This window comes from Mesorhizobium sp., assembly GCF_965229135.1.
Classification (GTDB): Bacteria; Pseudomonadota; Alphaproteobacteria; order Rhizobiales; family Rhizobiaceae; genus Mesorhizobium.
In genome coordinates, this window is the sequence record NZ_OZ245860.1 from 2,235,884 (window position 1) to 2,251,467 (window position 15,584).

The 15,584-nt window shown below is 63.2% G+C and carries 12 protein-coding genes; all 12 read right to left on the reverse strand.

Annotated elements, in window-relative coordinates:
• Positions 1–5 precede the first annotated feature (5 nt).
• The 12 genes from ACO07C_RS10845 to ehuC all read right to left on the reverse strand — a co-directional run bounded on the left by ACO07C_RS10845 (position 6) and on the right by ehuC (position 15,548).
• Positions 6–2,483, reverse strand: coding sequence for a GcvT family protein (locus ACO07C_RS10845; RefSeq protein ID WP_421914169.1), 2,478 nt, complete (start codon positions 2,481–2,483; stop codon positions 6–8).
• A gap of 82 nt (positions 2,484–2,565) precedes the next feature.
• The gene (locus ACO07C_RS10850) at positions 2,566–3,354 is read right to left on the reverse strand and encodes a DeoR/GlpR family DNA-binding transcription regulator (RefSeq protein WP_421917494.1); all 789 of its coding nucleotides are present in this window, start codon (positions 3,352–3,354) and stop codon (positions 2,566–2,568) included.
• A gap of 198 nt (positions 3,355–3,552) precedes the next feature.
• Positions 3,553–3,927 carry a hypothetical protein gene (locus ACO07C_RS10855; protein ID WP_421914170.1) on the reverse strand — a complete coding sequence of 125 codons (375 nt, stop codon included), beginning with the start codon at positions 3,925–3,927 and terminating at the stop codon, positions 3,553–3,555.
• A gap of 246 nt (positions 3,928–4,173) precedes the next feature.
• Complete coding sequence (locus tag ACO07C_RS10860) at positions 4,174–7,344, reverse strand: efflux RND transporter permease subunit (RefSeq protein ID WP_421914171.1); 3,171 nt, start codon at positions 7,342–7,344, stop codon at positions 4,174–4,176.
• Between the two features lie 9 nt (positions 7,345–7,353).
• Complete coding sequence (locus tag ACO07C_RS10865) at positions 7,354–8,697, reverse strand: efflux RND transporter periplasmic adaptor subunit (protein ID WP_421914172.1); 1,344 nt, start codon at positions 8,695–8,697, stop codon at positions 7,354–7,356.
• Positions 8,698–8,960: 263 nt separating this feature from the next.
• Positions 8,961–9,962, reverse strand: a complete 1,002-nt coding sequence (doeB, locus tag ACO07C_RS10870; protein WP_421914173.1) for a N(2)-acetyl-L-2,4-diaminobutanoate deacetylase DoeB — start codon at positions 9,960–9,962, stop codon at positions 8,961–8,963.
• A 5-nt stretch (positions 9,963–9,967) separates the two neighbouring features.
• Positions 9,968–11,146, reverse strand: a complete 1,179-nt coding sequence (doeA, locus tag ACO07C_RS10875; RefSeq protein ID WP_421914174.1) for an ectoine hydrolase DoeA — start codon at positions 11,144–11,146, stop codon at positions 9,968–9,970.
• A 60-nt stretch (positions 11,147–11,206) separates the two neighbouring features.
• A complete protein-coding gene (gene eutC, locus ACO07C_RS10880) occupies positions 11,207–12,199 on the reverse strand; it encodes an ectoine utilization protein EutC (RefSeq protein ID WP_421914175.1) in 993 nt (330 codons plus the stop codon).
• Complete coding sequence (gene eutB, locus ACO07C_RS10885) at positions 12,196–13,185, reverse strand: hydroxyectoine utilization dehydratase EutB (RefSeq protein ID WP_421914176.1); 990 nt, start codon at positions 13,183–13,185, stop codon at positions 12,196–12,198. The genes eutC and eutB overlap by 4 nt, the downstream gene beginning before the upstream one ends.
• A 264-nt stretch (positions 13,186–13,449) precedes the next feature.
• A complete protein-coding gene (gene eutA, locus ACO07C_RS10890) occupies positions 13,450–14,226 on the reverse strand; it encodes an ectoine utilization protein EutA (protein WP_421914177.1) in 777 nt (258 codons plus the stop codon).
• Between the two features lie 3 nt (positions 14,227–14,229).
• The gene (ehuD, locus tag ACO07C_RS10895; RefSeq protein WP_421914178.1) at positions 14,230–14,889 is read right to left on the reverse strand and encodes an ectoine/hydroxyectoine ABC transporter permease subunit EhuD; all 660 of its coding nucleotides are present in this window, start codon (positions 14,887–14,889) and stop codon (positions 14,230–14,232) included.
• On the reverse strand, positions 14,889–15,548 hold the full coding sequence (ehuC, locus tag ACO07C_RS10900) for an ectoine/hydroxyectoine ABC transporter permease subunit EhuC (protein WP_421914179.1): 660 nt from the start codon (positions 15,546–15,548) through the stop codon (positions 14,889–14,891). Before ehuC ends, ehuD begins: the two co-directional genes overlap by 1 nt.
• Between the last annotated feature and the right edge of the window lie 36 nt (positions 15,549–15,584).

The window sequence follows — 15,584 nt, forward strand, 5'->3', positions numbered from 1 at the left end:
TTGAGCTAGGCAGCCGCGCGAACCTCCACGACATCGGCCTTCACACGTTCCGATTTGGGGTCATAAGGACTGCGCAAATGCGCTGTCGCTGTGTGGCGTACGCCGGCGAGGTCGATCTCAAAACGGCCGCCGGTCAGGAACGGGGCGTCGACACCCGTTTCGTGCTCGATCAGTCCGAGCGCCACCGAGCGGCCAAGCGTGTGGCCATAGGCAGCCGAGCGAACCTCCCCGACCGGACGGCCGTCGCGCAGGATCAGTTCTCCACCCCATAGCATGGGCTCGGCATCGTCGAGCGTGAACAGCACAATGCGCTTTGATGGTGCCGTCGACGGCTTTGCCTCGACCAGCGCATCGTGGCCGATGAAGCCGTCCGGCTTGTCCATGGCCACGGCGAAGCCAAGCCCGGCCTGCCAGGGGTCGATGTCCGGCGTCAATTCCCTGCCCCAGGCGCGAAAACCTTTTTCGATGCGCAAGGCATCGAGCGCGTAGTAGCCGGCATCGGCCAGGCCGAACTCGCGGCCCGCTTCGTGCAACGCCTCATAGACGCCGACTGCGAACTCGGTCGGCACGATCAGTTCCCAGCCGAGTTCGCCGACATAGGTCATGCGATTGGCGTAGGCGGTGGCGTAGCCGATATCGATCTCGCGGATAGTGGCGAAAGGGAAGCCCGCATTGGAAAGATCGGCTGACGACAATTTGCTCAAGAGATCGCGCGAGCGCGGGCCCATCAAGGCCAGTACCGCATATGAAGAGGTGACATCGGTCAGGATGGCATGGGCATCCGCCGGGATGTTCCTGACGATCCAGTCGGCATCGTGAACCGCCTGCGCGGAACCGGTGACGATGAGGAATGTTTCCGTGGCGAGCCGCATGAGCGTCAGATCGCTTTCATAGCCGCCGCGCGCGTTGAGCACACCTGTGTAGACTGACGTGCCGACCGGTACATCGACGTCACCGGCGCAGATCCTGTTGAGCACGGCGCAGGCATCCCGGCCCTGGACGAGAAGCTTGGCGAAGGAGGTCTGGTCGAAGATGGCGACGGCTTCACGCGTCGCCATCATCTCGCGGCGAACCGCTTCGTGCCAGTTCTGGCGGCCGAAGGCATAGCCGTTCTCCGCCTTCTCGCCTGGAGCGGCGAACCAGTTGGCGCGCTCCCAGCCCATCTTGGAACCGAAGCAGGCACCCTTGGCGGCCAGCCGGTCATAGATCGGCGAACGGCGGAAGGGTCGTGCGGTATCCAGCTCGCGGTTCGGCCACGGCATGGCGTAGTGCAGCCCGAGCGTCTCCTTGACCCGGTCGTGCAGCCAGCGTGGATTGTTGTTGAAGCCGGCGAATCGGCGGATGTCGACCGGCCAAAGGTCCATGGTCGGCGCGCTGTTGACGATCCATTCGGCCAACGCCCTGCCCGCGCCGCCAGCGCTGGCGATGCCCATGGAGTTGAAGCCGGCGCCGACATAGAAGTTCTTGAGCTCGGGCGCCTCGCCTAGGATGAAGTTGTTGTCCGGCGTGAAGCTTTCCGGGCCATTGTAGAATTTCTTGACCTCGGCCCGCGCCAGTTGCGGCACACGGACCAGCGCGTTTTCCATCAGGATCTCGAAGTGGTCCCAATCATCCGGTAGCAGCGCGAATTCGAAATTCTCCGGGATGCCGTTCATGCCCCACGGCTTGGCATGCGGTTCGAAGCCGCCCATGACCAGGCCGCCGACCTCTTCCTTGAAGTAGATGAAGCCATCGGGGTCGCGCATGACCGGCAGGTCCGGGTGCACGCCCTCGATCCTTCCGGTGACGATGTACATGTGCTCGGCCGAATGCAGCGGCACCGAGACGCCGCACATCAGTCCGACCTTGCGCGCCCATTGGCCGGCGCAGTTGACGACGATCTCGGCGGCGATGTCGCCGCGATCGGTCTCGACGCCGCGGGCGACGCCGTTTTTCACCGTGATGCCGGTGACCTTGACCCGCTCGAATATCCTCGCGCCGCCGTTACGCGCGCCCTTGGCCAGCGATTGCGTAAGGTCGGTCGGATTGGCCTTGCCGTCCCCGGGCAACCAGACGGCGCCGACCAGGTCATCCGTGGCCATCACCGGCCACAGCTCCGCCGCCTCCGTGGGCGAAATGACGTCGATCTCCACCCCTTGGGCACGCGCCGATGCGGCCGTGCGCTTCAACACCGTCATGCGGTCGGTCGTGCGCGCCACCGACAGCGAGCCGCAATTCTTCCAGCCAGTGGCGAGACCGGTTTCCGCCTCCAACTCACGATAGAGCTGCGTGGAGTATCTGATCAGGCTGGTCATGTTGGAATGGCTGCGCAACTGCCCGACGAGACCGGCGGCGTGCCAAGTGGTGCCGCCGCTAAGCTGGCCTTGTTCGAGCAGGACGACATCGGTCCAGCCGAGCTTCGTCAGATGATAGGCAACGGAGCAGCCGATGATACCGCCGCCGACAATGACGACGCGTGCCTGGGTGGGGAATTCATTTGCCATGGGACATCCTGCCGTTTTGACACTGGCTGGATCATAGCAACCCAACTCCAAATATCAACACAAAAGACCACAAAATATCACATCATGTGGCAACAACCAGGCTTGGCCCCTTTCGCGCTAGTGCATCGATGATGTCGGCCTGCGGCCTGGCGTCGACAATCACCCCTGCCGCGCGCTGAAAATTTGGGACCCTTAGCGGCGTAAGCTTGGCGAACTTACTGCTGTCGAGCACGAAGTAGGCTTTGGCGGCGAGCGCGATCATCCGTCCGCGCTGCTCGGCGCCGGCGCGCGTGAAGTCGGTGACCTCGCCATCGGGTGAGAGCGCGCCGCCGCCGAGAAAGGCAATGTCGACGCGAAAGCGCGACATCGCCTCAAGCATGTCGATGCCGGATGCTGCTTCCTCGCCAGGGTCGATTTCGCCACCCAGCATGTGCACGCGCACGCCGGGCATGTGGCACATGTGAAGCGCGATCTTGAGGCTGGCCGTACAGATTGTGAGATTACGCAGCTCGGTCATGGATTGTGCGACCGCCAGAGTGGTGGTGCCGGAATCAAGGAAAACCACCATCCCGTCCCTTACGAGACCCGCAGCCACTCTGCCGATTGCCGCCTTGCCCTGGGCATTCTCCTGGCTGCGCAGGCTCATCGCGGGTTCGCTCGGCTCAAACCGGGCAGCGCCGCCATGCACGATGCCGAGTTGCCCTCGGTCGGACAGCAGCTTCAGGTCGCGGCGGATGGTTTCTCGCGAGACATCGAAAAACTCCGCCAATTCGGCAATGCTGACGGATCCCTGAGCGCCAAGGCGCTTCAGGATTTCATCATGACGTCGAGTCGCCAGCGCACGCGCCGGTAGAGGGTTGATGGGAGACATTACGGTCCTGCGCCACAAAATGATGTTGCAATATGTGGCAGGCCGGAAGCCGGCAGGCAATCTGTCGCGTCGATGGTCCTTGATTGAATTGATCGCCAACCCGAATCGGCGCCCCGGCAAGGATTGGTCAGCGCCGTTGAAAAATCCGGCGCCCCCTGCGACGCGCTGGGGGCGCCGAGCGATCATTGCCGGCCTGCATCAGCCGTTCGGATAGTAGCCACCATCGGCGCCGTCGCCGATGTAGAAGCCACCGCCGGCATCAAGCTGCAACTGCTGATCCAGATCCTCGATCTGGCTGAGCAAGTCCCGAGATACGCCGTTGCCGGCGGCCGAGCGCTGAATGTTGTCGGCCTGTATCATCAGATCATGCTCCTGCTCGGGAGTGATCGCCTTTGCATCCCTTGCCTCGACAATTCCCTGCTTCACGCCCTGCAGTTGATCCAGGACCGCCCTTCCCTCGACCGACATCGTCTGCGGCTCAACCCGGTGCCGGTGCACCGCGTAAGCGCTCGACAATGGCACAGCCGCCAGAAGCGATGCGATTGCTATGATCCTTGGGGTGAAAGTGCGCATGGTCATGCCTCCTCTTTACTGGAAAGCGGTTTGGATAACGCTTTCCGAACACGGACCGTCTGCTCCGTCGCGTCGCGATGATCCTCTCATCGCCGGCGGTTCATGGTCCGCAGGAGTCATATGGGGCTGTTCCAACTCACGACACGGCATTGAACGGAAACGTGACAAAGTGTTGATCGCACAAACAGAAGTCCAGCCTGTCAGTATCCTTGCACCGCCGTTCAGCTAAACTTGGTCCATCTGCATCTAGATGGCATAGTCGTCGCCACTGACGACATGCCCCGCAGGCAAGGCCGGCTGCGGCGAGGCCGGAGTGGTGGATGCGGCCGGACGGCTACGGCCTTTTGATATCCATTGCGAGAAGCGGTCGAGATAAAGGTAGACCACGGGCGTGGTGAACAGGGTCAGCGCCTGGCTGACGGCCAGGCCGCCGAACATGGCGGCACCAAGCGGCTGGCGCAGTTCCGATCCCGTTCCGTGGCCGAGCATCAGCGGAACCGCGCCGAGCATGGTCGCCATCGTCGTCATCATGATCGGCCGGAAGCGGATCAGCGCTGCCCTGCGGATGGCGTCCTCGCTCGACAACCCATCCCGGCGTTCGCCCTCGATGGCGAAGTCGACCATCATGATACCGTTCTTCTTGACGATGCCGATCAACAGAATGACGGCAATCAGGGCGATCAGGCTGAAGTCGTAGCCCAGGAGCATCAGGGTGGCCACGGCGCCAATGCCGGCGGATGGCAAGGTGGACAGGATGGTCAGCGGGTGGATGTAGCTCTCATAGAGAATGCCGAGGATCAGATAAACCGCCACCAGCGCACCCAGCAGCAGCAGCGGGATGGAACTGAGCGACTGCTGGAAAGCCTGAGCCGTACCTTCGAAACTGGTGTTGATCGTCGGCGGCAGGTGCATGTCCTTCAGCGCCTGGGTTACACTGGTGGTAGCATCTCCGATCGAGGTGCCCGGCGTCAGGTTGAAACTGAGTGTGACAGATGGAAACTGGCTTGCATGACTGATCTGAAGCGGTTGAACCGGGACCGTTGTCCAGTGGGCAAGAACCGAAAGAGGCACATCGGCGCCGCTCGCCGACTTCACATAAAGCTTGTTCAAAGTGCTGATGTCGCCCTGGAGCGAGGGCAAAACCTCCATGATGACGTCATAGCTAGCAAGCTGGGTAAAATACTGTGCGATCTGGCGCTGGCCGAAGGCATCGTCGAGCGTGCTGTCGACCACGCTCGGCTGGATGCCGTAGCGCTCCGCCTGGGCACGATCGATCGTCAAGGTCAGCGTTCCGCCATTTGTCTGCTGGTCGGAGGCCACGTCCGCGAGGCCAGGCAATGTCTTGAGCTTTGCAAGCACCTTGGGCGACCAGCTGTTCAGCGTGGCTATGTCGGGACTGGTCAGGCTCATCTGATACTGGGTGCGTGACAGGCGGCCGCCGACGCGCACGTCTTGGGCGGCCTGAAGGAACAGGTGCGCCCCTTCGACCGTGGCCAGTTTGGGCTGGAGCCGGCGGATGATCTGGTCGGCGGTCGACTGCCGCTGATCGCGGGGCTTAAGCGTGACGAAGACTCGGCCGCTGTTCAGGGGATTGCCGACACCGCCGATGGCCATGGCGACGCTGGCGACGTCGGGGTCCGCCTGCACGATGTCGCCCAGCGCGCGCTGGCGTCCAAGCATCTTGGCGAAGGAAATGTCCTGCGCGGCTTCCGACTGTCCGGTGATGAGGCCCGTATCCTGCTGCGGAAAGAAGCCTTTCGGTATCCAGACGAAGAGGAAGACGGACAGCACCACCGACGCGATGAAGATGCACAGGGTGACGAAGCGGAAATGCAGAGCGAGATCGAGCGCCTTTTCGTAGCCCTTTGCCAGCGCGTCGAAGCCGCGCTCGCTCCAGTTGTAGATCGTGCCGTGCTTCACGGAATGCTCGCTGCGCAGGAAGCGCGATGCCAGCATCGGAATCAGCGTCAGCGACACGAAGGCCGAAACGACGATCGTCATGGCCAGCGTCAGCGAGAACTCTCGAAACAACCGTCCGATGATGCCGCTCATCAGCAAGAGCGGCAGCAGGACCGCGATCAGCGACAGGCTGATGGAGAGGATGGTGAAGCCAATTTCCCCGGCGCCTGTCATTGCCGCTTCGAGCGCACCCATCCCATCGTCGATATGACGCTGGATGTTCTCAAGCACGACGATCGCGTCGTCGACGACGAAACCGACGGCGATGGTCAAGGCCATGAGCGACAGGTTGTCGAGGGTGAACCCGGCGATCCACATCATCGCACAGGCCCCGAACAAAGCGAGCGGCACCGTCAGGCTTGGAATGGCGGTCGCCCGGACATTGCGCAGAAACACGAAGATGACGGCGATGACGAGGACGATGGTAATCAGCAGCGTGTTGCGGACATCGCTGACCGCGGCCCGAATGGTTTGTGTGCGGTCGCTCAGCACGCCGATCTTGATGCCAGGCGACATGGTGGCCGTGAGTCGCGGCAGCTCGGCGTTGATACGGTCAACGGTCTCGATGACGTTGGCGCCGGGCTGCTTGAAGATGATCAGGAAGATGCCGCGCTTGCCGTTGGCCCAGGCGGCCTGCTTGCTGTCCTGGGCCGCAGTCACGGCATTGCCGATATCCCTCACATAGAGCGGCGACCCGTTCTTGTAGGTGACGATGACATCATTCCATTTCGTCACCTGGATGAGCTGGTCGTTGGTGTAGATGGTGTAGCTGCGTGTCGTCCCGTCGATGCTGCCGGTGGGGCTGTTGGCGGTGACACCGTTCAACTGGCCGCGGACGTCCTCAAGCGTCAGCCCCTTGGAAACCAGCTTGGCCGGATCCAACTGGACTCGGATCGCAGGCTTTTGCTGTCCACCGTAGAGCACCTGCGCAACGCCCGGAAGCTGGCTCAACTGTTGCCCGAGCTTCGTCTCCACCTCGTCGTCGACCGCCGTGAGCGGCAATGTATCCGACGTGGCCGACAGCAGCAGAATGGGTGAATCCGCGGGATTGACCTTGCGATAGGTTGGCGGCGTCGGCAGGTTGGTCGGCAACTGCCCACTGGCGGAATTGATCGCCGCCTGCACGTCATTGGCGGCGCCGTCGATGTTGCGGTTGAGGTCGAACTGAAGCGTTATCTGCGACGAGCCGAGCGAATTCAGCGACGTCATCTCGGATATGCCGGATATCTGCGCGAAGGCGCTCTCCAGCGGCTGCGCGACGGACGAAGCCATCGTTGTGGGGCTCGCGCCCGGAAACTGCACGGACACCTGTATGGTTGGAAAATCCACCTGCGGCAGCGGCGCGACTGGCAACAGCGGATAGGCCGCGATGCCGATCAGCAGAATGGCGACCATCAGCAGCGATGTCGCCACGGGATGCTTGATGAAGGGAGACGATAAACCGCCGTCAGCAGCCATGCCATCAGCTCATTTCTGCGCTTGAACGCTTTGTGCCCCACTGACGGGCGGAATGGACGAGGTTTGCGCGCCGTCTGTCACGGTCGCCGCCGGCGGCTGCGCGGGTGTCGCGGGATTGCTGGTCGCGTCGAGCAGAGCGCCGGGCTGGACACCGTAGGCGCCGTCGGTCACCGCCTTCTCGCCTGGCTTGATGCCGTCGCTCACCACCGCCTGGCCGCTGCCGGTCTGCGCCACCTTGATCGGCCGCATCCGCGCCTTGCCGTCGTCTCCCGCGATATAGGCGAACAGTCCGTCAGGGCCGTGCTGCACGGCATCCTCCGGTATCAGCGTCACGTCCTTCAGCGTATCCAGCAGCAACCTGACCGTGACCGACTGGCCCGGCCAAAGCGCATTGTCCTCATTGGGGAATGTCGCCTTGAGGCTGATCGTGCCGGTCGCGGCGTCGACCTGATTGTTGGTGTAGGAAAGCGTGCCCCTGGACAACACCGTGTGTCCGTCTTCCGCCATGGCCAGCACAGGCGCGCGGCCGGTGTCGAGCGCCCTGCCGACAGCCGGGATCTGGTCCTGGGCCACCGGAAAGACGACGCTGATCGGCTGAACCTGCTCGATGCTGACGATGCCGCCGGTCGAGCCTGACTGGACCAGGTTGCCTTCGTCCACGAGCCGGAACCCGGCCCTGCCCGTCACCGGCGAAACGATGCGACAGAAGTCCAGGTTTATCTGGGCCACTTGTACCGAGGCCTCGTCTGCCGCCACCGAACCCTGGTCCTGGGCGACGAGAGCCGCCTGCGTGTCCAGTGTCTGCTGCGGTACCGCCTTCTGCTTGACCAGAACCGTATCGCGATCGAGATCCATCTGCGCGTCTTTCAGCGAGGCCTGATCGCGCGCCAGTTGACCATTCGCCTGGGCAAGCGCGGCTTCATAGGGCCGCGGATCGATCTGGGCGAGGAGATCGCCCTTGTTCACCATGTGCCCCTGGGTGAAACCGATCTTGGTGATCAGGCCGGTGACCTGAGCCCGCACGGTAATGGTATTGAGCGCCTGCACATTGCCGAGTTCGTCGAGGTAGACAGGAAAATCGCCCTGCCTTGCTGCCGACAGGGTCACGGGTATGCCCTTGTTCTGGACGGGTGGCTTTGCCGCCGCGGCCTGGTTCGAGCCGCGAAGCCTGTTTGCCATGTCGGCCAGATAGTCCCGTTCGATCCAAGCGCCGCCGGCAAGCGCCACGAGCACCAGACCCATCACCGCGCGCCTCATACCCGTCGACGTCTGGCCCGTCGACGTCTGGCCCTTCGATATCTGGCCCTCTGATGTCTGGTCCTTCGTTGTCTGGGGACGCGGAGCATCGGACATGGCAAATTTTCCCTGGGTCGACGGCGTGCATCGCGTCGAGCTACAAACCAGAATGTCCTATATCGACGAATGTTCGACCGTTGGCGGCTTGCACGATACTTTGATCATCGAGTGATCAGGCATTGCCGTCGCGACGGAGAGCACCGCGACCTGTGACAAGGCCGCGATTGCAGGCACCTTTGACGGCACGGTCGGGGCCGGCTTTACCAGACGTCAGCTTGCTGTTTGGCGGCAGAGGAAGCGCCGCCGTCTTTTGCGAAGGGTCAATCGACCTCAACCGCCACCACTGCCGCACAATCCCCGGCCTTGACCAGGCCGGGAAAATGCCGCGCCGCCAGCATGCCCGAAATCTTCGCCCTGATCTCCCTCGGGGCGATTCCGGTGCGGCCAACGGAATGAATGCGCGCCAGAACCGAGCCTTCTTCGACGGGCTCGCCGAGATCGACCATGGTTTCGATCATGCCGTCGTCCTCGGCGAAGGAAAAGCAATCGCCCGACGGCATGTCGAGCCATTGGGTCTTGCCCGTCTCGACCGCACCCGCGACAATGCCGGCATGGCGCAGCACATTGAGAATGCCGCGCCGCGCTACGCCAACGGTTTGCGCACGCGAGGTGCCGCCGCCGCCAAGCTCGGTGCTGACGAACACCTTGCCCATCTCTTCCGCCGCCGTGTCGTACATGCCGACCGCATCGATCTCGATCATGCGCATCGAGTACGGCGCGGCAAAGGCCGCGACCGCGTCGAATGCCTTCTGCTCCAGCACCTTGTCGGGCAAAGTGTGCGCGGCGCAGAACGGCACGAAGTCCAGCGTCTTGCCGCCGGAGTGGAAGTCGAACGCGATGTCGGCGCGGGGCAGCAATTCGCGCTGAAAATAGTCGGCGATTTTTTCCGTCACCGTGCCGTCCGGCCGGCCCGGAAAACTACGGTTCATATTGCCCTTGTCGATCGGTGATGTCCGCGTGCCGGCGCGGAACGCCGGATAGTTCATCGCCGGCACGATGATCACCGTGCCGCTGACATGTTTCGGGTCGAGCATGCGGGCAAGATCGTAAAGCGCAAGCGGCCCCTCATACTCGTCGCCATGGTTGCCGCCGGACAGAAGCGCCGTCGGCCCCTTGCCGTTGCGGATGACACAGATCGGGATCATCACGGAGCCCCAGGCGGAGTCGTCGCGGCTGTAGGGCAAACGCAGGAAACCGTGCTGGACGCCATCACGATCGAAATCGACAGTCGGCGCGATCGGCGACGGGCGGAGACTGGACATCGGTTTCAATCCTTCACAACCAGCTTGCGCGGTACATTGGCCAGGCACTCCACCCCGGTTTCGGTGATCAGGATGGACTCGGTTATCTCCAGTCCCATCGTTTCCAGCCACAGGCCGGTCATGAAATGGAAGGTCATGCCGGGCTTGAGTTCGGTGCGGTCGCCGGGGCGCAGGCTCATCGTGCGCTCGCCCCAGTCCGGCGGATAGGCCAGGCCGATCGAGTAGCCGGTGCGGTTGTCCTTGACGATCCCGTATTTCTTCAGCACGGCGAAGAAGCCGTTGGCGATGTCCTCACAGGTGTTGCCGGGTTTGGCCGCCGCGAGCCCGGCCTCCATGCCTTCCAGCGTCGCCTTCTCGGCATCGAGGAATTCCTGCGTCGGCTTGCCGAGGAAAACGGTGCGCGAAAGCGGGCAATGGTACCTGTTGTAGCAGCCGGCGATCTCGAAGAAGGTGCCTTCGCCTCGCCTCATCGGCTGGTCGTCCCATGTCAAGTGCGGCGCCGAGGCATCAGCGCCCGATGGCAGAAGCGGCACGATCGCCGGATAGTCGCCGCCGATGCCGTCGACGCCGCGTGTTCCGGCATCGTATATCTCAGCGACCAGATCGCACTTGCGCATGCCGACGGCGATCTTGTCGACGATGCGCTGGTGCATGGCTTCGACGATGCGTGCGGCCTTGCGCATATAGTCGATCTCGGTCGGGCTCTTCACCGCGCGCTGCCAGTTGACCAGCGCGGTGGCGTCGACAAAGCGGGCATTGGGCAGATGCTTCCGCAGCGAGGCGAAGGCGGCGGCCGAGAACCAGTAATTGTCCATCTCGACGCCCACGTTGAGCTTGCCCCAACCCCGATCGGAAAGCACGCTGGACAGGAAATCCATCGGATGGCGCTCGGTCGATTGCACATAATGGTCGGCGTAGCCGACGATGTTGTCGTGGGCGAGATAGGCGGTGCGCCTGGCGCCGTTGGCGTCCTGGCCACGGCCGTACCAGACCGGCTCGCCCGATGGCGGCACGATGACTGCCTGGTGCACATAGAACGACCAGCCATCATAGCCGGTGAGCCAGGCCATGTTCGAAGGGTCGCTGACGATCAGGAGATCGACGCCCTTCGCCTCCATCGCTTTGCGGGTCTTGGCGAGGCGTTCCGCGAATTCGCCGCGCGAGAATTTCAGGTTTGGTTGCATTGTTCTTGGTTCCTCGTTTGTTGAGCCTGGAGCCTGTTCGACATGCTCCCTCGGCCAGCATCAGCTTTCGAAAATGGTTCCGGACCTGGCAACGCGCGCCCTGTCGCGGGCGAGCGTGGCAATCGCCGTGTCCTGCACGCCGGTGCCGGTGAGATCGGCGATGGTGATATCGGTAGCCGAGCGCCGGCCGTGCCTGGTGCCGGCGATGATCTGGCCAAGTTCGGTTACCACGGCGTCGGCGGCCATAACGCCGGCGGTAATGGCGTGATGCAGTTCGCCCAGTCGTCTTGTCTGGTGGGCGCTGTCGGCGACATAGAGATCGGCCATGTGCAGGATCGCCGGTGCGATCTCGTTTTTATGCTCGGCGTCCGAGCCCATGGCGGTGATGTGCTGCCCGGCGGTGATGAACCCGGCCTCGATCAACGGCTCTGTCGACGGCGTGGTGGTGACGATGATGTCGGCGCCGGCAACCGCCGTTGCAGCGTCGGGTTCGGCGTGCACCACGATGCCGAGCTTTTCGCGCAAGGCAGCCGCGGTAACCTCCGCCTTGATGGCATCGCGCGCCCATATGCGCGCTTCCACGATCGGCCGCACCAGCATGAGCGCTTCGAGTTGCAGTCCAGCCTGCACGCCGGCACCAAAGATCGCCGCGACCGCCGAATCTTGCCGCGACAGATGTCTGGCCGCTACCGCGCCCGCGGCGGCCGTGCGGACGTCGGTCAGATAGCCATTGTCGAGCAGAAGTGCATCGACCAGACCCGTCGTGGATGACAGCAGGACCATCAGCCCGTTGACGCTGGGCAGACCGAGCTTCGGATTGTCGAAGAAGCCGGGGCTGATCTTGATGGCGAAGCCATCGATGCCGGGAACGTAGGCGGTCTTCACATCGACCTCGCCGCGATGCTCGGGAATGTCGAGGCGCAGGATCGGCGGCATCGCGACCGGCAAAGTGGCCAGCGCGCGAAAAGCGTTTTCGACGCACGCGACGGCGTCGAGGTCGAGCGTCACGATCTGGCGCAACTCGGCTTCAGTGAGGATCGTCATGCGACTCATGCGGCGCGCTCCGCGATCGCCTCGCCACAGACGATCCGGCGGTGCATGGTCATGTCTATGTTTCGTCCGGACAGCAGCACAACAACCGGCCCGCTCGCCTTGACCTTGCCGGCAAGCAGCGCGGCAATGCCGACGGCGCCGGCGCCTTCGACGATCTCGCGCTCCGGCGCATAGGCATGGCGGATGCCGGCGGCGATCTCGTCCTCGCCGAGAAGGATGACGTCGTCGAGCAAGTCGCGGCACATGGCGAAGGTCAGCCGGTTGTCGAGGCCGATGCCGCCGCCTAGCGAATCCGCAAGCGTGGGCAACTCTTCCACCAGCACCGGACGACCGGCATGGAGGCTCGCCTTCATCGCCGCGCCGCGCGCCATCGAAACCCCGATGATCCTTGTTCCGGGGCTGACGCCCTTGACGGCGGCGGCAATGCCCGAGGCAAGGCCGCCGCCGGAGAGCGGCACCAGAACAAGGGCCGCGTCCGAGACCTGCTCGATCATCTCCAGCCCTATCGTGCCTTGCCCGGCGATGATCGCGGGATGGTCGAATGGCGGCAGCATCACCAGCCCCTCTTGCGCCGTCAGCCGCTCGACCTCCTGCTGCGCATCGTCCTGGCTGTTGCCGACGATACGGATTTCGGCGCCAAGCCGACGGATCTCGTCGAGCTTGTTTTGAGGAACCAGGCGCGACATGCAGATCACGGCGCGCATGCCCTGAAGCCTCGCCGCATGGGCCAGCGCCCTCCCGTGATTGCCGGTCGAGGCCGCGACCACGCCACGGGCCTTCTCCTCGGCGGTCAGTGAAGCAACGGCATTCGAGGCGCCGCGCAGCTTGAAGCTGCCGGTGATCTGGCGATGTTCGAGCTTGAGATATACGGGGATGCCAAATTGCTCTGAGAGACTGTGTGAATGTGCGGTCGGCGTGCGCTCGATGTTGTTGGCGATACGCTCGCGGGCGATACGGATGTCCGCCAGGGCGATAGCCCGCGTCATGGGATGACCCCCTCTGGCCTGCCGGCTCCGGCCCTTCGCTGTCGCTTCGGGCGTTCGTCATTCGAAAAGCCAAGCAATTGGCTTTTCGTCCGCTGCGCGGACCACTCCTTACCCCCCTCAAGGGGGGAGATCAGCAGCTTCGACGCTGCCGCTCTTTCTGAAACGTCGATGATTGGCGAAGGCGTGGCAGCAGCTAGTCTCCCCCCTCGAGGGGGAGATGGCCGGCAGGCCAGAGGGGGTCGGTGGTGAATGCGGGACATAGTCTTACTGTCCCAGCCGCAGTGTCATCAGACGGCCGAATTCGGGATGTTCCGTCTCGTCACCGCAAAGGCGCAAGCAGTTCCACGCGGTCGCCTGATTGCTGGTCACGACGGGGCGACCGATCGCATTCTCCATGCCCCCAACCGCGAGTGCCCCGCGCAACGCCGTGCAGGATACGAACAATGCGTCAGCACTCGCGTCAGTCGCCTCACGCGCCAGATCGACAAGCGCGGCCGGGGCAATGCGCGCCATCTCTCGGTCATCCTCGAAGCCGAGGCAGGTGAAGCTCAAGATGTCGAAGCCGCGTGCCGCGAAATAGTCGGCCATCGGCCTGCTGGTCTCGACCGTGTAAGGGGTGAGGATGCTGATCCGCCTGGCGCTCAGTGCTTTAAGCCCGCGCACGCCTGCCATCGGCGGCGTGACGACGGGAACGCCAGGCTTGGCGGCCTGGATCGCCGCTTCGATCTCGGCATCGCCAATCACCACGGAGGCCGAGGTGCAGGAATAGCAGATGGCGTCGAGCGGCTCGTCGGGCAGGATCAGGGCCGCCCCCGCCGTCAGTGCCGGCTGCATCTTGCGAAGGTTTTCCGGCGTTGTCGGGTTGGCGTAGGGAACGCGCGCGACATAGACGCCGATGCGCTCGCTTGCCACCATTCGGCGGAAGTCCGGCTCGCTCGTATGATCGGTGGCGAGGATGATCAGGCCGACACGTCTTTCAATCGGCCGCGCATCCAATGGGGGCCTTATGGGATGGAGTGTGATCTCGGGTAAGGCTTTCATCGGCTATCTCTCGATCTTGCCGTAGCGGCGTTCCAGCCAGCGCAGCAGCACGACCGAACAAAGACTGATGACGAGGAAGAACGCGCCGACCAGCGTGATCGGCTCGAGGTAACGATAGTAAGTGTTGGCGACGCTCTTCGCCTGGTTCATCAGCTCCAGCACGGTGATCGCCGACAACAGCGGCGTCTCCTTGAACATGGCGATGAAATAGTTGGCTAGCGCGGGAATCATCGGCGGGATGGCCTGCGGAATGATGATGTGCGTCCAGGTCTGACTGGCGCTGAGATTGCACGCCTTGGCTGCCTCCCACTGGCCGCGCGGCACATTGTCGATGCCCGCGCGATACACTTCCGCGGTATAGGTTCCGTAGTGCAGACCGAGCCCGATGACACCGGCGACCAGCGGCGGCAGCAAGATGCCGATGTCGGGCAGCACGTAGAAAATGAAATAGAGCTGCACCAGAAGCGGCGTGCCGCGGATGAACTCCGCCGCCCAACCGACGGTGCTCGACAAGACCTTGTTGGGCGAACGCCGCGCCAGCGCGATCCCCAGCCCGACGATCGCCGCCAGCACCGAGCCGAGCAGCGTCGCCAAGATGGTGATCTTCACGCCCTCGATCAGCGTCGGCATGATCTGCCAGACGAAATCCCAATCCCAGTCCATCAGACCCGCACCCCGTCAAGGCCGCGCGCCAGTCGGCGCTCCAGCGAGCGCACGCCCCACGAGATCAAAAGGGCCAGGATGAAATAAATGATCAGGATGGTTGTGAACGGCACCATCGTGTTGCCGGTCTGGGCGCGTACCACCTGCGCCTGGAAGGTCAAGTCGGCGAGCGAGATCAGCGAGACGACCGATGTCGCCTTGAGCAATTCGATGGCGTTGTTGCCGAAGGTCGGCAGCATCACCAGAAAGGCCTGAGGCAGGATGACATGGCGCATGCCTTGCCAGCGGCCGAGATTGAGCGCGATGCAGGCTTCATGCTGCTCGCGGCCGATCGATTGCACCGCGCCGCGCACCACCTCGGCGGCATAGGCGCCGACATTCAAGCCCAGGGCCAGCACGCCGGCCTGCAGCGGGGTCAGTTCGAGGCCGATCAAGGGCAAAACGAAATAGGCAAAGAACAGCTGCACGAAGATCGAGGTGCCGCGGAAGAATTCGATGTAGGCGGTGGCAAGCGCGCGCAGCACGAAGAAGCGCGACAGCCGCCCCATGCCGGCAAGAAAGGCCATGATCAGGGCAAGCACCGACCCCATCAGCGTCAGCTCGATGGTGACAAGCGCTCCCTGCAATATCAGGCCGAAGTAGCCGGACCACTGGGTCATTTAGCTTCCAACGTTGGTTTGGTTCTTGGGTCCTTC